General features: G+C 46.4%; 15 protein-coding genes. All 15 read right to left on the reverse strand.

The genetic code is table 11. The features are described from left to right. Positions 1–39: 39 nt before the first annotated feature. Positions 40–948 (reverse strand): heme o synthase, encoded by a 909-nt coding sequence (gene cyoE, locus OXB_RS01575; protein WP_041071299.1) that lies wholly within the window; start codon positions 946–948, stop codon positions 40–42. Positions 949–1,145: 197 nt separating this feature from the next. Continuing rightward, positions 1,146–1,892, reverse strand: a complete 747-nt coding sequence (locus OXB_RS01580; protein WP_041071303.1) for an amino acid ABC transporter ATP-binding protein — start codon at positions 1,890–1,892, stop codon at positions 1,146–1,148. A gap of 14 nt (positions 1,893–1,906) precedes the next feature. Further along, entirely contained in the window at positions 1,907–2,566 is a 660-nt protein-coding gene (locus OXB_RS01585; RefSeq protein WP_041071306.1) for an amino acid ABC transporter permease, read from the reverse strand. 67 nt (positions 2,567–2,633) lie between these two features. Then, entirely contained in the window at positions 2,634–3,473 is an 840-nt protein-coding gene (locus OXB_RS01590) for an amino acid ABC transporter substrate-binding protein (protein ID WP_041071308.1), read from the reverse strand. 190 nt (positions 3,474–3,663) lie between these two features. Continuing rightward, positions 3,664–4,455 carry an ABC transporter ATP-binding protein gene (locus tag OXB_RS01595; RefSeq protein WP_041071311.1) on the reverse strand — a complete coding sequence of 264 codons (792 nt, stop codon included), beginning with the start codon at positions 4,453–4,455 and terminating at the stop codon, positions 3,664–3,666. Positions 4,456–4,600: 145 nt separating this feature from the next. Next, the gene (locus OXB_RS01600; RefSeq protein WP_041071316.1) at positions 4,601–5,872 is read right to left on the reverse strand and encodes an ABC transporter substrate-binding protein; all 1,272 of its coding nucleotides are present in this window, start codon (positions 5,870–5,872) and stop codon (positions 4,601–4,603) included. A gap of 72 nt (positions 5,873–5,944) precedes the next feature. Continuing rightward, positions 5,945–7,006: a branched-chain amino acid ABC transporter permease gene (locus OXB_RS01605; RefSeq protein ID WP_041071318.1), complete on the reverse strand. Its 1,062-nt coding sequence runs from the start codon at positions 7,004–7,006 to the stop codon at positions 5,945–5,947. Positions 7,007–7,010: 4 nt separating this feature from the next. After that, positions 7,011–7,895, reverse strand: a complete 885-nt coding sequence (locus OXB_RS01610) for a branched-chain amino acid ABC transporter permease (protein ID WP_041071320.1) — start codon at positions 7,893–7,895, stop codon at positions 7,011–7,013. Positions 7,896–7,899: 4 nt separating this feature from the next. Beyond that, positions 7,900–9,798: an AMP-binding protein gene (locus OXB_RS01615; RefSeq protein ID WP_041071322.1), complete on the reverse strand. Its 1,899-nt coding sequence runs from the start codon at positions 9,796–9,798 to the stop codon at positions 7,900–7,902. A 15-nt stretch (positions 9,799–9,813) separates the two neighbouring features. Then, positions 9,814–10,587, reverse strand: a complete 774-nt coding sequence (locus OXB_RS01620) for an ABC transporter ATP-binding protein (protein WP_041071325.1) — start codon at positions 10,585–10,587, stop codon at positions 9,814–9,816. A gap of 541 nt (positions 10,588–11,128) precedes the next feature. Then, positions 11,129–11,971, reverse strand: a complete 843-nt coding sequence (locus OXB_RS01625; protein ID WP_331711255.1) for an STAS domain-containing protein — start codon at positions 11,969–11,971, stop codon at positions 11,129–11,131. A 310-nt stretch (positions 11,972–12,281) separates the two neighbouring features. Further along, entirely contained in the window at positions 12,282–14,009 is a 1,728-nt protein-coding gene (locus tag OXB_RS01630; protein WP_041071331.1) for an AAA family ATPase, read from the reverse strand. A 240-nt stretch (positions 14,010–14,249) separates the two neighbouring features. Beyond that, positions 14,250–15,056, reverse strand: a complete 807-nt coding sequence (locus tag OXB_RS01635; RefSeq protein WP_041071334.1) for an alpha/beta hydrolase family protein — start codon at positions 15,054–15,056, stop codon at positions 14,250–14,252. Positions 15,057–15,358: 302 nt separating this feature from the next. Continuing rightward, complete coding sequence (locus tag OXB_RS19280; protein ID WP_052483819.1) at positions 15,359–16,084, reverse strand: 3D domain-containing protein; 726 nt, start codon at positions 16,082–16,084, stop codon at positions 15,359–15,361. A gap of 501 nt (positions 16,085–16,585) precedes the next feature. Further along, a complete protein-coding gene (locus OXB_RS01645; RefSeq protein ID WP_158333626.1) occupies positions 16,586–17,563 on the reverse strand; it encodes an MBL fold metallo-hydrolase in 978 nt (325 codons plus the stop codon). Positions 17,564–17,575 lie beyond the last annotated feature (12 nt).

Consider the following 17,575-nt stretch of genomic DNA (forward strand, 5'->3'; position numbering starts at 1 on the left):
GGGCTTTTTTAAAACTCCGAAACCTAATTGTTCCGGAATCTAGAAAATCGTGACGATCACCATTGTAAGAAATAGAATCGCCATATAATTGACCGAGTAAAGAAAATTCAAGTGGGCCCACTTCATATTATCTTTCGTATAGAAGCCCATGAAGCTGATGACGAGATACCCGATATTCAAGGCGGTCGCGATGATGATGAACGTCATGCCAAGCGATACGAGATAAAAAGGCAATGGCAGCAGGCACGCCACATAGACAGCCATTTGACGCTTCGTCATGTCGAAACCTCGGACCACCGGAAGCATGGCCACCTTTGCTGCACGATATTCCTCAAATTTTTTCATTGCGATGGCAAACGTATGGGGCATTTGCCAGATGAACAAAATGATGAACAGAATAATAGGCACAATATGATACGCAGATGTTACGGCCGCCCAGCCGATCAATGGCGTCACCGCTCCGGATACACTCCCGATCACCGTATTTAATGTATACTTCCGTTTCGACCACATCGTATAAAGCACAACATAGGTAAACCAACCGACAAACCCGTAAAAGGCGGCCTCGAATGTTGTGAAAAATAATAAGATCATCCCGATTGCGGATAACGCAATCCCGAGCATCAAGACGTTCTGCAAGGAAATATTGCCCGTCACGGTCGGCCTCTTCTGGGTCCGCGCCATCACTTTGTCGATGTCCGCGTCATACCAGTTGTTAAGGACTAGCGCTCCACCCATCAGCAACGTGCTCCCGATGATTGTCAATAAAAAAAGGTTCATTTGGGAAATGAACGTCGTTTCTGTGAAATGAAGTGCCAACCAGAAACCGGTGAATACCGGAAGCACGTTAGCGATTAGTACAGGCGCTTTAAAAAGCGACTTCATGTCGGCTATGAATGTGGACGTATTTTGCTTTTCGCTAACGGAAAGCACTCCATCTTTATTCATCTATAACCTCTCCTTAGCCTTGCTTGAAAAATGCATTGATACTTGCTCCTACTCTATAATATACCACTTCTGCATAGCAAATTTCACCCATCCATTTTCCTTTTTCATAAAATCCACACCCGTTGTTCACAATTTCGTGAAAAAGCGGAGTAAGGCCATGAAAAAACCACTCCCCATCGAGAGAGTGGCATCGTCCTTTATTTTAAGCTCCGATTTAAGAATGCCCGCGTCCGGTCGTGCTTCGGCTTCGTGAACAATTCCGAAGGATGGCCGGCTTCCACAATCTCACCGCCGTCCATAAAAATAGCCTGGTTGGCCACTTCCTGAGCGAAGCCCATCTCATGCGTGACGACAATCATCGTCATATGCTCTTTCGCGAGGTCCTTCATCACTTCCAATACTTCCCCCGTCAACTCGGGGTCGAGTGCGGATGTCGGTTCATCGAACAACAGGATCTCGGGGTTCGTCATCAATGCCCGAGCGATGGCGACACGCTGTTTCTGCCCACCCGACAACTTGGATGGATAGACCGTGGCCTTGTCGGACAACCCGATTTTCGCAAGCAGCTCGGCGCTCCTCGTCTGAATTTCCGACACGGATCCCCGCTTCGTCAATCGCGGCGCCAATTCGAGGTTCTCCCTCACTGTCAGATGCGGAAAGAGGTCAAAATGTTGAAACACCATCCCCATCTTGGACGTGACTTTTTTGATGTCTTGCGGTTTGGGATAAGCTCCGTCTTTCACTAAGTAATCGCCGGCTACGCAAATGGTGCCGCCATTTACATCTTCCAAGTGGACCAGGCTCCGGAGCATTGTGCTTTTGCCCGACCCGGAAGGCCCGATAACGGCGACCACATCATTTTTATTCACATCAAATGTGATATTCTTCAGAACTTCCAGCGGTCCAAATGACTTTTTCAGATTCCGTATTTCAATGATTGCCATGGTTCCTACTCCTTTTAGTCAAATTTAAACCGCTTCTCCAGCCATTTGAAGAATGTTGTCAAGGTCAAGGTAATCATCAGGTAAATGATTCCGGCAATGAAGAACGGGACAATGGTGAAATCCCGGTTGACCGCAGTCTGCGCAAAATGCAATAACTCCGGGACCGCCACTGCATAGAGCAAGGCAGTATCTTTGACAAGAGTGACAGATTCGTTCGCCACTGCCGGCAAGGCGATCCGGAACATTTGCGGCAAAATGATGCGTGTCGTCGTTTGCCATCTATTAAGCCCGAGAACTTGGGCCGCTTCATATTGCCCTTTGTCGATTGCCAGAAGTCCTCCCCTGAAAATCTCCGCGAAATACGCAGCATAGTTCAGGACGAAACCTAGACAAGCCGCCACAAACCGATCCAGCACCAAATACTCGCCCACGATCGGCAGCAAGGGTAAGCCGAATACGACAAAGAGGAGTTGGAGTAAAAGCGGGGTTCCACGCAACAAGTAGATATACGTGCTCGCCAACCAGGACAGCGGCTTGAAACTGCTCCGTACAGCAAGGGTCAGGAGGAATCCCAACGGAACCGAAAGGACGATCGCGATGATGAACAAGAGAACGGTCACTTGTGCCCCTTCTAGCATCGGTTTCAATATGTTGTTTAGATATTCGAACGACATGAAGGTTTCCTCCAAAAACAAAACAGGGTTTCGCTAGGAAATCCTGTTTGTCTTCTATTTGTACTTCTTATTTTACAACTTTGTCTTCGCCGAACCACTTATTTGAAATTTCAGCGGCTGTTCCATCTTCATTCATCGTATCCAGTGCGGCTTGAAGGTTTTTCAGCAGCTCTTCGTTCCCTTTTTTCACCCCGACGCCATACTCTTCCGGAGCGAGCGATTCTTCAAGAACTTTAAAAGTGCCTTCTTCCTTGGACATGTAGTAGTCGATAACGACTTCGTCAATTACGACAGCATCCACACGACCCGTTTTCAAGTCCGTCAATGCCAATACGTTATCTGCAAACTCTGTTACAGTTTTCACTTTCTCATGTACAGGATCCGCGCTTAACGCATCGGATGCCGAAGATAGCGCTTGAAGACCTACCACTTTGCCATCCAAATCAGCCAACTTTGTAATTTCTTCGTTGTCTGCAAGGGTGGCGACTACTTGGGCGTTACGAAGGTAAGGTTTCGTGAAAAGGACTTTCTCTTTACGTTCGTCTGTAATCGTATAGCCATTCCAGATCAAATCAATCCGACCACTGGCTAATTCAGTTTCCTTCGTCTTCCAATCGATCGGCTGGAATTTTGCTTCCATGCCCATATGCTCAGCTGCCGCTCTTGCATAGTCGATATCAAAGCCGACAATTTCGTTTTTCTCATCACGGAAGCCCATTGGTGCAAATTTATCGTCTATGCCAATAACGATTGTAGCTTTTTCAGAACCAGTTTCCCCTTTAGTATCCGTTTCCGTAGTTCCAGACGTGGAATCAGTTTTGTCCCCCTCCGTCTTGGACGTCCCACAGGCCGCGACAAGAGCTAATATTGCCACCATCATCAGTAGGCCGAAAGCAAATCGTTTCATCTTACTTTTCCCCTTCCCTCTATCTATGTATGCTGCATACAATACTTTAGTACGTTAACACTCTATAAGGATAACATGGTTGGAGTGAAAATAAAACCCCCGAAATGGGAACAACAAAAGGGGCCAAGTAAAGAAACAATCTTCCGACTGTTCCTGCACTTGGCCCCTTTGGATAGCCGCCCCAAGAGCATTACCAGACGACCCGTTGGCGACGTTTGTATACTTTACTATTGCGGTAATCTTTATCTTCCTCTTTACCGATTCCCAAGTAATGTTCGCGCACTTCTTCATTGGATAACAGATCCTCGGCGTTGCCCTGCATGACGACACGACCGCCTTCCATTATGTAGCCGTAATCGGCAATGCCGAGCGCCACATTGGCATTTTGTTCAACTACTAGGATGGACATGCCTTCCTCTTTATTGATCTGCTTAATGTTCTGGAAGATTTCCTGTACGAGCAATGGCGCGATTCCGAGAGATGGCTCATCCAGCAAAAGGAGCTTCGGTTTGGCCATCAGTCCTCTTCCGATTGCTAACATTTGCTGTTCTCCACCTGAAAGGAAACCGGCTTTCCGACCTTGCAACATCCTTAACTTCGGAAAATACTCATAGATCTGGTTGATATCCTTTTTAATATTAGAACGGTCCTTTCGCGTATAAGCGCCGGCAATCAGATTTTCTTCTACCGTCAAGTCTTTGAAAATCCGTCTTCCTTCCATGCTGAGAAAGATGCCGTTCCGGACAATGACATCTGGTGTTGTATTTCCGATATTTTTACCAAGAAATTCAATGGAACCATCAGTGACTAGTCCGCCCTCCCCTGCCAAGAGGCCGGAAATGGCTTTCAAAGTTGTCGATTTTCCGGCGCCGTTACTCCCCAGCAACGCCACAATCTTGCCTTCCGGAACATGGAGCGACATCCCTTTAAGCGCCAAGATTATTTTGTCATACACCGCTTCGATATTATTTACATGGAGCATCGAATTTCTCCTCCCTAATCAAATACAGCCTTTGTATTTGCGATTGATACCTTGCAGAAAAGGACAAACGGGAAAGCGCATGGAAAAATCCGATGCTTCTCCCGTCTGAGTCCCTCTATAAGCGGAATTTCCCGCCATTAGTCAATCAGTCTTTGTAGCTCATGTATTCAGTAAGCTGTTCCCACTTACCATTTTTAACGATACCTAGACGAGTTTTTTCTGTTCCTGCATGGTTGTCAGCACTGAAAGTAACCGGCGCACCCAATCCACCAAGATCCAGGTCAGTCAATGACTCCAAACCAGCACGGATCGCTTCACCATCAAGCTCTCCATCCGTCAGTTTGGCAGCTGCTTCGATTCCTGCAGCCATGATTTTCGCTGTAGTCCATCCTTGTACGAACTTTTGGTCGATGTCTTCCAGTGTTTTTCCTTCCCCTTTTAGATATTCTTCGATTTCAGCCATTCCAGGGAAGTCTTCATATGGCATTGCGTGCGAAAGGATTCCCATGTAGCCTTCTGCAGTTTCTGCACCTACAATATCAATAACCCCTTCACCGGATGCCCAGTTCAAACCGAAAAATTGCGTATCGATCCCAAGTGTTTTGGCGTCACGGAGAATAGTGGAAGTAGCAGCCCAAGTTTGTTGGATGATCGCATAATCAGGATTTTTCTTCTCCATGTTCAACAATTGGGACTGTGCTTCAGTTGCTTGAACGTCAATTACTTGTTCGTCCACCACTTCTACACCAATTTCTGCAGCATAAGCTTTGATATCTTCAATTGGAGAACGTCCAAATGCCGTATCATTATAAAGCAATGCCAGCGTCGGATTGTCCCCCTCATGGTTGTCTTTGATCCATTTTACAATTGTACGACCTTGATCGGAATAAGAAGCCGCTGTCAAGAAGTTGTATGGACTTTCACCTAGTTCTTTCAAGTTCTCAGAATAAGAAGCCGAGAAGAATGGGAGTTTATCATTAGCAACTTGCTGACGAAGTGCTTCCGTGTCCCCTGTTCCCCATCCAAGAATTGCAGAAACTTTGTCTCTGTCACGGAACTGCTGATAGATCTTCTGTGCTTCCGGAATCGCGTAAGCATAGTCCTGACCCTTCAACTCCACTGTGACGCCTTCAATGCCGCCTGTCTTTGCCAAATGCTTGAAGTATGCCTCTTCCCCTTCTGCAAATGGCGTCCCGACGTCGCCAGTACCCCCAGTAAGATCGAATAAACCTCCAATCACAACTTTGCGATTATCGCCTGAGCTGGCATTATCGCCTTCATTGCCGCTTGACGTGCCTTCAGCAGGCCCGCTAGTTGTTGTCGTTTCACCCGCGTTGTCCCCACCGCCACAGGCCGCAAGGATTAAGAGCATCATTAAACCGACCAATAAAGCTAAAAATTTATTCCTGCTCTTCATATCAAATTCCCCCTTTTTTTGTATGGAAAGAAACCTGTGAACATATCCATGTTCGGTTTCGAATTCCCGCCCCTAATACGAAAACGGCCACAATCTGAAATACTTCTTAATATTCAACCAAATATGAGCCAGTCCGCCCGGTTCGAAAATCAGGAACAAGATGATTACGAGCCCGAACGCGAACTCTTTCAGTGAAGAAAACAATTGATACAGATCAGGCATGATTCCCGCCATGACATCCACAAGAAAACTCAATAAAACGGGTAGAAGTGTAATAAAGACCGCTCCGAAGATGGAACCGATAATACTGCCAAGCCCACCGATTAGGATCATCGCCAAATATTCGATTGATACATGGAAGCTATACAATTCCGGGCTCACGATCATCGTGTAATGTGCCAATAAGGCTCCGGCGATACCGACGAAGAAGGAGCTGATAGCAAATGCCATGACTTTGTATTTAAATAGGTTGATCCCCATGATTTGTGCAGCGATATCCCGTTCATGGACCGCCAAGAAAGCGCGTCCCGTCCTGGACCGGAACAGATTAGTTGCGTAAAGGATAGTCAACATCAAGATGACGACACACAAGTAGTAGTAGGAAGTATTGCTGGAAAGGGAATACTCGCCTATTGACGGGCGGCTGAGAACTAACCCAGCCGTCCCTCCCGTGAGACTATCCCATCGACTGATGACGAAGAGGATGATGACTTGCGCCGCCAATGTCGCAATGGCCAAATAGAGCCCTTTCAGACGGAGCGATGGAATGCCGAACAACCCGCCGACTACCGCTGTGACAATACCCGCCAACGGCAAAGCGACCCAAAAACTAAGTCCCAATGTGGAAGTCAGGATTGCCGAGGTATAACCGCCCACGCCAAGGAAAGCTCCTACCCCGATGGAAATTTGACCAGTATAACCTGTCAGAAGATTGAGTCCGATTGCTCCAACCGATGCAATCGCACACAACGTCAATAACCCGACCCAATAACTGGAAGTGAAAAGAGGTACAGCCAGGACTAGCAGCACGATGACCGACCACTTGATCTTGACCGACGTCGTCCCAAACATTTTCATATCTTCTTTATATGATGTTTTGTATTTTCCGCTATTCATTGCAAATGGATTACGCATGAGCTCACACCCTTTCTATTCCCCGTCTGCCGAACAACCCGTAAGGTTTGACCATCAAAATGAGGAGGACGATGATAAATGGCACGACATCTTTCAGACCTCCGCCAATTAGCGGATCCAAATATCCTCCGGCTAAACTTTGCAGGACTCCAATGATGAATCCGCCGACAATGGCCCCCAGCACACTGTCTAGACCTCCCAATATGACCACCGGCAAAACGGTTAGGCCAATTGCAGCCATCGTAGGGCTCAGCCCGTTAATATTTCCCAATAGGATTCCGCCGACTGCTGCAACGACCGATGCAATCGCCCAAGTAGTAGCATAGACATACTTGACGCTAATTCCCATCGACATTGCCGCTTGCTGATCGTCAGCCACTGCACGCATGGCAATTCCCATTTTGGAGAATTTGAAGAACAACAAAAATATGGTAAGCAGGACGATTACAACGACAAACGACCAAAGATAAACCGGTGTAATGATGACGCCGCCAAATTTTAATGGAGTTTGCGGGAACACAGGAGGGAATGTTCTTGTTTGATGCCCCCAGATCATATGCACCGCACCAGCCAATAAGCTGGATAATCCGATGGTTGCCATGATGACGGATATGACCGGCGCATTCATCAATGGCCGGACGACTAGCCGTTCAACAATCAGCCCCAGCAATGCACTGAAGACCAATGTAATGGCTACCGCTATGAAAAAGGGAACTTTATAAGCTGTCATCAAAATCAAGCAAATATAAGAACCGATAATGACGAATTCCCCATTCGCCAAGTTCAGCGCATCACTCGCCCGGTAGATGAGGACGAAGCCCAATGCGACGAGTCCATAGATACTACCTACAACTATTCCGGTGACCAGCATTTGAATAAAAAATGTCATATCGTCATGCCACCTCCTGCTCGAGTTTCAACTGAATGACTTGAAGACTGACTTCCTCTACATTGTCCAGATCCGACTCGGTCATCATCACTTCATGGCTGTCCGAATACATCCCGTCAATGAGCGATCTGTACTTGTCTTCAATAAATTTCCGTCTCACTTTCAACGTACGGGTGAGCTCTCCGTCATTCGCATTGAATTGCTTGTGAAGGATAGCAAATTTCTTGACCCTCGCCTCAGGTGGAACTTTACTCATCAGTTTCGTCACTTCTTGTTCGATGAAATCGACAACTTGTGGATGTCTCGACAAGTCGGAGTATTCCGTGTAGATGATACGGTTCTTATCCGCCCATCGTCCCACGCTGTTCATATCGACATTTAAGATTGCTGTCATATACGGTCTGTTTTTCCCGTAGCAGACCGCCTCTTGGATGTAAGGACTCGATTTCAATGTGTTCTCGACAATTCTTGGATAAATCGTAGTCCCATTCGGCGCTGTGACCACGTCCTCCTGTCTATCCAAAATGTACAAATGGCCGTCGTCGTCCATCCGACCGCAGTCACCGATGGAAATCCAACCGTCCACAACCAATTTCCGATCCTCTTCGTTCAAATACTGGGAAAAGATTGCCGGATTCTTTACGAAGATATCCCCATTTTCCTCAACCCGCACTTCCGTATTCGGAAGAGGAATGCCTGTGCTTCCCGCCCGGATATCATCATCATGATGAACGAACGCAATACCGGCAAATTCGGTTCCGCCATACGTCTGTTTCAGATTCAGTCCGATGCTATGGTAGAAATGGAAGGCATCCGGTTGCAAGGCAGCCCCCGCCACATAGGCGCGCCTCGTTCTGGAAAGGCCCAAGTGGTCACGGATTGCACTGAATACTAGAAAGTCGCCAAGCTTGTACATGAACTGATCGCCGCCTGAAGGCTTCCGGTTATTCAGCTTCGCTTCGGCAACCCGGTCACCATACTTTTTGAAAAGATTGAAGACCTTCTTTTTGAACCAGGTCGACCCTTCCATACGGATTGTAAAATTGGACATGAGCGTCTGATAGACCCGTGGAGGCGCCATCAAGGTCTGTGGACCGATTTCTCTCAAGTCCCCGATGACCGTATGCGGCTTCTCAGGGAAATTAACGACCGTGCCAGTCAATAGCGGTATTATCGTACTAAGCACTTTCTCATGAATCCATGAAAGTGGAAGAAAAGAGAAGTAATCGTCCTTTTTCGCCATCTTATCAATCGCTATCAAACTTTCTGCCGCGTTAATCAGATTATTATGGGTCAACATGACTCCTTTTGGATTGCCAGTCGTTGCTGCACTATAGGCAATGACTGCCACATCCTTTCCGAGCGACCGTTCAGTTTGAGTCCGAAAAAAGCCCGGCTTTTCTTTTGCCAAAGAACTGCCCTGATCCAGCAACTCGTCAAAGTCGACAAGCTTCGGATGTTTGTAATAACGCATCCCTTGTGGATTGTAGTAAATGATGTGCTCCACCAATGGAATTTGCTCTTCGATTTCCAGCAGCTTGTCCACTTGCTCTTGATCTTCGACGATGACAATCCGGGCTTTGCAGTCATTCAGATAATAGACAATTTGCTCTGGCAACGACTCTTGATAAATCCCGACTGAAATACCTTCAAGTACTTGAGTGGCCATTTGCGAGTAGAGCCATTGAGGTTTGTTCTCCCCAATGATTGCTAGAATGTCGCCTTTTTTAAATTGAAACCGGTCGGATGATAAGGCGAGCGCGAGTTGCTCGACTTTTTCATAATATTCCCCCCAGGTGATTTCGTTCCATATCCCGAGGTACTTCTGCCTGAGCGCAACTTCATTCTTTTCCTTGGCCGCCCGTTCGGCTAAAAGTCCAGGCAATGTTCTTTCTAATCCCATCGCATGTCAACCCCTTTAAATAACGTTTTCTTCCCCAATGTATGCTTTAATGACGTCCGGATTTTTCTGGATTTCCTCGGGCGTCCCGAAGCCGATCCTTTTCCCGAAATCCAAGACGGCAATATGGTCAGAAAGACTCATTACAATCCCCAGATCATGTTCGATTAAGACAACGGTGGCATTCATGACTTCATGCATGTCCAAGATGAAACGTGCCATCAGGTCCTTCTCTGCATTATTCATCCCTGCCATCGGTTCGTCCAACAGAATCAGTTCAGGTCCCAATGCCAGGGCCCTCCCCACTTCAACCCGCTTCTGCAATCCGTACGGCAACGTCCCGACAGGCGTATGCCGGATATCTTGAAGCTCTAGGAACTCAATCACTTCTTCCACTTTTCTTCGGTGTGCGATCTCCTCATTCGATGTTTTCCCCACGTAGAAACCTCCACTGAGAGGCCCCGAGTTCATCAGCGTATGCCGACCGAGTTTCAAATTATCAAGCACGGACATCTGGGCAAACAATGCAATGTTCTGGAAGGCCCGAGCGATACCCAATGTTGTGCGCATGAACGGTTTCATGTTTACAATCTCTTGGCCTTTGAACCGGATGGATCCGCTGGTCGGCTGATACAGTCCGCTGATGCAGTTCAACATACTCGTCTTCCCCGCGCCATTCGGGCCGATCAGCGAGAAGATCTCTCCTTCTTCAATATGATACGTAACGCTATCTAGTGCTTTTACACCCCCAAATTGTAAAGACACATTTTCTATTTCTAGTATAGGTCCCACATTGAATCCCCCTCTTCCCGTCCACAACTAATTGTAAGCGTTGTCATGATTCTACAGAGAACTAAATAGTTTGTCAATGCACTTTTCGTAATTTTACGAAAGTTATAAAGTATAAGTATCGGAATTATTAAAATTAATTATACTAGAATAGAAATAAATGGAACCACACGTTTTTTTTACTAATTAATTTAAAAACCCATTCATCTTAAGACAGTTAAAATGGCAATATAACGATAAGATAGTCATTCGACTCAGGCAGATCTTTTAAATAATAATTGTAAAATATTATCCACTTTTTAATAATCCTTATTCTATAACAGATTTCAACTTTTCACTTTGTTTTATATACAAAAAAACCACCGCGGTAACTTTCCCTACCCGCAATGGTTTTAATTCGACGATTTTCGAGGACTTCTAAAATCGTCTCCGTATTGAATTCAATAAAATATCCATAGCATATTTATATGCATCGATTGACCTTCACTTAATTTAAGCAAAATGTTTCCTATTTAATAGACTTCTGCCCAGAGTGGACTGCAAATCATTCCGACATCACATGAAACCTACCTTTTAATGCCTGCTGCAAAGAGCTGAACGTCTCCACTCGTGAAAAATCGAGTCCCAACTGAATGGCGGTTTGGGCTATTTCAGGCCGGATTCCGGTTATCGTCGAATGGATGCCTAATAGTTTCAGGACTTGCGTGATTTGAAAAATTTGATGGGCTACCATTGTGTCAATGATCGAGACACCCGACAGGTCGATGTACAAATGACGCACCCCTAACGCAACGCATTTATCTGGGAGAAAATCCATGATAACCTGGGCACGCATCGCATCGATATCTCCGATCAAAGGCAAAATCCCGATAGAACCGTTGATCTTAATGACCGGGGTACCTAATTCCTCAATCAGAGTTTGCTGTGCCATAAATCTCCTGTCTATGATTGCATGATACATCTCTGCAAATTGAACATTCAGGTCGTCAAATGCAATGTGGATCAAGTCTCCCCAATGTAGGATATTCTCCAGCTTCACTTCGTTCCCCTTCATCGAAGCAAACCGTTGGACAAAGATCCAGAAAGTATGCCTAACATTGCTCAGGGCTTCCAATACTTCGTGAATCGGCGTATTGCTGTTGACCCTGCTTTCCGCCACGATGAGGGCCCAGTTTTTCTTATTGTTCACGAACTCCTCTTCGTTCTCCAAGAGACTGCTGGCTATTGTAATATTCGTCAATCGGTTCTGTTCCCGGAGCAGCACTTCCGTTGATCGGTCGGCATCGATTGAGTAAATCGATCCTACTTTCTCATCCCGGTAAGTGAGCCACTCATCCGTAATTGCTTCCAAATTATCAATTAAATATCCATGAAGTTGTTCATCCATACTACTCAACTCGTCTTCCACCTTCCATCCATTGTGAAATGGGTTGGTTAATTCAAAAATGTCTAGGTGTCTTCACGGCGATGCTATCTACAATGAAACAAGCAGGACTCGAAGAAATACTTCCTGCATGCCATTAAAGTTTTGTTACTCATTATAGCACATCTTCAATAGGCTCAAAGGTTTGTTTTTATGTTATGTAATAGGTATTTTCTCATGCACATTTTTGTATATTAAACATACATATTAAGCCAAGAGAATCACTCTATCCAATCTAATGAAAATAAAAAAAGACAGGAGGAACCCCCCTGCCTCAAGATACAACGAGTTCCATTGTATGTTTGCTGATGATTTCTTGAATCTCCGAGCCATCCAATGTCTCTTTATGATAGAGCTCTTCCACGAGTGCCTCGAAGGCCAGGGCATTTTCTTGAATCAAAATTTCTGTTTTACGGAGTGCTTCATTAAAAAGGGATTGCATCTTCACTTCTTTTTCGCCTTTGCTGAAGGTCAATGTGAAGCCATCTTGGAAAAGGCCGGTATCGACCATCCTCTCCAAAATATCCTTCGCTTGCTGGACGTCGCCGCTCACCCCGATGCTATGCTCGCCGAGGTATAACCGTTCTGCAACTCCTCCCGCAAGAATCATGCTCACCCGATCCAACAGTTCGCTCGCGGTTTGCAAATGAAGTTCTTTCTGGATCGGTGCCACATAGCCCAACGCTTGTCCGCGAGGGATAATCGTCGCTTTCCGGACCGAATTCGGTTTCGTCAAGGCTGCAATTAGCGCATGACCTGATTCATGAATCGCAACACGACGCTTCGTTTCCGGATCGTTCAAAGATCGGGACGTGCTCCCTAAAATGGTCCGGTCAATAGCGAAATCCAAGTCATGCTTATCGATCTCTTCCCGTCCATCCCGGATTGCCCTGCGGCTCGCCATTTCAAATAAAGAACTTAATTCGGCACCGGAAAAACCGGATGTGCTTTCCGCCAAGGCATCCAGCGAAGCAAGAACATTCGCAGCCAACCGTTTGCCGCGCGTATGGATGTCGATGATTTCCCTTCTGCCCATCGTATCCGGCAATGGAACTTGGAAGGAAAAGTCAATCCGCCCCGGACGAAGGAACGCTTCGTCCAGCATGTCTTTCCGGTTGGTCGCCGCGATGAACAGGATACCATCATTGTCATTGCCTCCGTCTAATTGGACGAGCAATTCCGTCAGCGTTTTTTCCGTTTCTTCCCCGCCGTGCTGTTTTCGGCGGCCTGCCAGTGCATCCACTTCATCAATGAAGATGACGGCAGGCTGCTGCTTCCTCGCATTTTGGAAAAGGGTGCGGACGCGGGATGCTCCGACGCCGACGAACAGCTCAGTGAAAGCTGCTCCACTCGCCGAGAAGAAGGTGGCTCCGATTTCATTGGCAATCGCTTGCGCCAACAACGTTTTCCCGGTTCCCGGAGGTCCATATAAAAGGATGCCTTTCGGAGGTTTGATGCCGAGTTTTTCAGAACGTTTCGGATCTTTGACAATTTCTAACGTCTGTAAGATCTCTTCTTTCATTTCTGTCGGGATGCCCCCGACATCTTCCATTGTAATGTCAGGCAGAGGGGTCTCTTTTGAAGTGCTGTTCTTCATAGAAGACGCGCCGACTCCCAACTTCCCTTTCTTATGAAGAATGAAAAAAGTGACCAACGATAAGATGATCAAACCTCCGAGGATCAATCCGCCTGTTTGGCCGGAGCCACTATATTTATATGAAACATTATATTTTTGAACCAGTTGTTCGACTAATTCGCTTTGCGGTCTGACTTGTGTGACGTACAAACCATCTTCCGTCTTCAAGTACAGTGTACCGTCCGCCTTTTCTTTCAGGGACATCGATTTCCCGTGCTGAGCCGCAATCGTCTGCTCCATCTGGGAAAATGAAATCGAAGTGCCCTCGGTCACACCAAAGAGATACCATCCAGCAGTTGTTACAGTTCCAATGACTAAGAGGGCCAGGACGACAATCTTTGTTGCAAACTTCGAAATGGGCTTCAAGCCACTCCAACTCCTTACTAAAAGATATATCTATTATATAAAATTAATGGAGTCTTGAACAGCTTGATTGATGAAGATATTATTACAATTTCAGGCCGCTCTCTCGCTTACTTCCCTTTTTCTGAAAGAACGGCTTTACGGGAATTTCCACTCATCATTTTCAGGATTACAAAGAAACGCAAAGTGCCAGGTTCTCCTGCCGCTTTGCGTTTCCAACTTCCCCAGATAAAATTTCCCTTCTCACAGTGCTACCCTTCCTAGAAATTCAATGTTATCCAGCCAATCCACTGTCGTCTCGAACAATTTCTCTTCAAAGGCATAGCTGGAAAACGTATGGTCTGCATCTTCAATATAATGCGTTTCCGCAAATTGGTTCAGCGGTCTACTGTGCAATGCGGCAAGATAGCGGGCGGCATGCTTTTTCGGTACATCTTCATCTGCATCTGCATGGATCACCAATGCGGGGCCTTTATACAGACGAGCCGCCTCGATCGGATGATGCTTTTTCAGATCGTCGAGAAATGGACGGCCTACGTAGAAGCCTTCGTAGTCCACTTTCCCTTTTTCAATCGCCACATTCACCTTCTCAATGCCTAATATGCCGGTAATGTCTTCATACGGCGTGCCGACAGGGGACCATAGAACAAGCTTCTTAATCCGGCAGTCCTGTGCCGCCGTCAGAGCGGCAATCGCTCCTCCTAAACTATGTCCGATCAAAATGACATTCCGCGCGTCTATTTCTTTAATGGAAGATAGGTGGTCCAAGACGGCTTGCACTTCTTGCAGCTGTTTCGTCATGGTCACCTGTGCATAGTCCCCGTCGCTTTCTCCGCAACCGCTGAAATCGAAACGGACGACAGCATACCCTCTATCTGTAAAATGACGTGCCGCTTTGACAAATAATCGGTGCTCTCCTACTTTATTTCCGACAAACCCGTGCAGCAACACGATAAGCGGTATGGCGATTTGTTGTTTCATTGTCGGAAGATGAAGTGCTCCTGACAAATTCGTATCGGCTGAAGCGAGAATAGTAAACGGTTGACTCATGCTATCCTTCCTTTCTTCATGTTTATAACTTATTATTCTAACCTATTTACTAGGCATTATACGGAACCGACTCACAGAATGCAATTGAAAATATAAATTTCCCTCCCCTTGCAATAAAGGTTTCTGCAAAAAAACAGCAACTGCGCCGGAATGGAGATCCCGTTACAGTTGCCAATCGAACAGCGAAGGGTTCGATTTGCCGTATTTCCGTGCACTTTGCGGAAATTAAGGCATCCTATATCTCTTCTGTTCGTCCTATCTAGCATTCGTCCCGCCACATAGGACAACTTCACTGAATCAAATCAGTTGAGAACCCGAAGTTTCACCGTCTTGACACCCCATTCCATCGCGTTGGAATGGGAAGGGATGAAGACATCGATTTTATTCCCTTTGATCGCCCCGCCAGTATCCGCTGCAAGCGCCTCCCCATAACCTTCCACCCAAACTTTGGTCCCTAGTGGAATGACACGTGGATCGACCGCGATCACTTTTTGGTTCGGATTGGCCCGTAGATCTATCCCATACGCCGTTGTACCCGAACATCCTTTGCAATACGCAGTGTAGGCCGTGGCCGTCACCGTCAACTCTTTCCCGTTCGCTTTTGCAGGTGGAACAGCAGCTTTCGGTGAAGGAGCCGATTTTTCAGTTTCAGGAACCGAGGTTGAAGCAACTGGTTCCGTAGACGGCGTCGAAAGGGCTTCCTTACCTTCCTCTCCATTGATAATCAAAACATCTCCGGGGTGAATCAAATCCTCCGTCAATTCATTCCACTCTTTCAAAGCGAATAAGGGAATCGCATGATTGAGAGCGATTCGATACAGATTATCCCCTTCCATCACTGTATACGTGTCGTCGGCCATTTCGTCTTCATCACTTGGATTCTGCGACTCTGTCCACTCTTCAATATAGTCTGTTAACGTATACTCCCCAAACGTCATTTCAAAGTTCTCCCAAAAAGAGGCTTCTGCCAAAGGTGCAGTGAAACTCGTCATGAATAAAACCAGTATGATCCCTATTTTAATTTTCAACTAATTACTCCTCCTTAAATATGGATAATTGCGACTTGCTGAACCAAGTATTGCCACAAAACTTCTAAATACATACATTCGTAAACTAAAAAAGACACCAATTTTCAAAACAAGTAAAATTTGTTTTGAAAATTGGTGTCGAGCTTACCAGACATCTTAACCAGTTTTACAAGGGATTTTCAGCTATCTAAAACGGAATTAAGAGATGGAAGCAACAAACAACTCGTTGCTTTTGTGACGAAAGCGCAGCGACTGTAGCAAGCGGAGGCATTCTTCGGACATGGCTTCGGCCATCTTTCATTTTCCAACGATATGTTTTATCGCCCGACAATTAAACCCTTCTTAAACGACCGATCGAGACCAAGCAGAACGCTTCCGGGCAATTACCCCCCTCTTTTAACCGACCGATTCTGGCCAAGGAGACTGCCACCCGGCGATCATAATTTCCTACACAACAAAAAATCCGGATACCGTCAGCGGTACCCGAATCTTTATTAGTCTTCATATTTGATAATGCCAAACGCCCTGCTTCATCGTTTTTTGGATACGCCCTTGCCCTTCCAGATAATCCAGATGACCGATGATTTCCGAAATGACCAAGGAGAACTCCTTCCGGTACGTCTCACCGTAGTAGGCTTCCGCCAAATCGTGTGCAGTGGAAATCCCGCTCGCGATAAGTCCCATCATACGTTCCATTTTCCTATCCATTTTCGCTAACTTGGACTGGATCAGTTCCCGATGCCCTTCGATCAAATCACCGTGTCCCGGGAATACCGTGCCGGCATCGATTCCCTGCAACTTCAACAAAGAATCACGATGCTGGGCGACAGAGGGCAAGCGGTTTCCTTCCAAGTCGGGATCGATTATTGCATTCGTTGAAGAATGGGCAATCAACACATCTCCGACAAACAGCCATTTCCGCGCGGGATCCAGAAAGCTGATCGAGTCCAATGAATGGCCTGGCGTTTCCAAGACAGTCAATCCGGCAACGATCTCGCCCTCCGTGATTGGCAGGATATCTGTCTTCAATGCGAGCTGGTCCGCGTTTCGAATCGTCTCCTGAAATTTCGCCAGTCGGGCATCACCGGCCGTTTCGCAGCCCATTTCTTTGTATAACCGTTGAAAGAAACGATATCGCATTTCCAAGAAGTCGGTATCCATTTTTAAACGTGGGATAGCCGTTGGATGAGCGTACACCGGTATCGTCCGTTCCTTCAAGATGCGAGGAACCAAGCCAACATGATCGCCATGATGATGGGTTAGCAAAATGCGGTCGATGTCGGGAATGCCCCAACCATTCGCTTCCAATGTATCAGTCAACTGTTCCCAGCAATTTTCCGATGAAATTCCGGCATCGATTAGCGCTAATGATTTCCCATCATGTAGTAAATAAAAATTAAACGAGCGCAGTGAACTGTTGCTAGCCGGCACGCTAATGGTATGGATTTGCACGCCTTGACTTGTCGTAATAGAGGTCAATATTCCCACGTC

The sequence above is a fragment of the Bacillus sp. OxB-1 genome (assembly GCF_000829195.1).
Classification (GTDB): Bacteria; Bacillota; Bacilli; order Bacillales_A; family Planococcaceae; genus Sporosarcina.

What these genes read in the sequence shown, in the direction of transcription:
- cyoE (WP_041071299.1), bottom strand. Translation starts at nt 948, where the DNA reads ATGAATAAAGATGGAGTGCTTTCCGTTAGCGAAAAGCAAAATACGTCC.
- OXB_RS01605 (WP_041071318.1), bottom strand. Translation starts at nt 7,006, where the DNA reads ATGCGTAATCCATTTGCAATGAATAGCGGAAAATACAAAACATCATAT.
- OXB_RS01590 (WP_041071308.1), bottom strand. Translation starts at nt 3,473, where the DNA reads ATGAAACGATTTGCTTTCGGCCTACTGATGATGGTGGCAATATTAGCT.
- OXB_RS01635 (WP_041071334.1), bottom strand. Translation starts at nt 15,056, where the DNA reads ATGAGTCAACCGTTTACTATTCTCGCTTCAGCCGATACGAATTTGTCA.
- OXB_RS01610 (WP_041071320.1), bottom strand. Translation starts at nt 7,895, where the DNA reads ATGACATTTTTTATTCAAATGCTGGTCACCGGAATAGTTGTAGGTAGT.
- OXB_RS01595 (WP_041071311.1), bottom strand. Translation starts at nt 4,455, where the DNA reads ATGCTCCATGTAAATAATATCGAAGCGGTGTATGACAAAATAATCTTG.
- OXB_RS01585 (WP_041071306.1), bottom strand. Translation starts at nt 2,566, where the DNA reads ATGTCGTTCGAATATCTAAACAACATATTGAAACCGATGCTAGAAGGG.
- OXB_RS01625 (WP_331711255.1), bottom strand. Translation starts at nt 11,971, where the DNA reads ATGGATGAACAACTTCATGGATATTTAATTGATAATTTGGAAGCAATT.
- OXB_RS01580 (WP_041071303.1), bottom strand. Translation starts at nt 1,892, where the DNA reads ATGGCAATCATTGAAATACGGAATCTGAAAAAGTCATTTGGACCGCTG.
- OXB_RS01615 (WP_041071322.1), bottom strand. Translation starts at nt 9,798, where the DNA reads ATGGGATTAGAAAGAACATTGCCTGGACTTTTAGCCGAACGGGCGGCC.
- OXB_RS01600 (WP_041071316.1), bottom strand. Translation starts at nt 5,872, where the DNA reads ATGAAGAGCAGGAATAAATTTTTAGCTTTATTGGTCGGTTTAATGATG.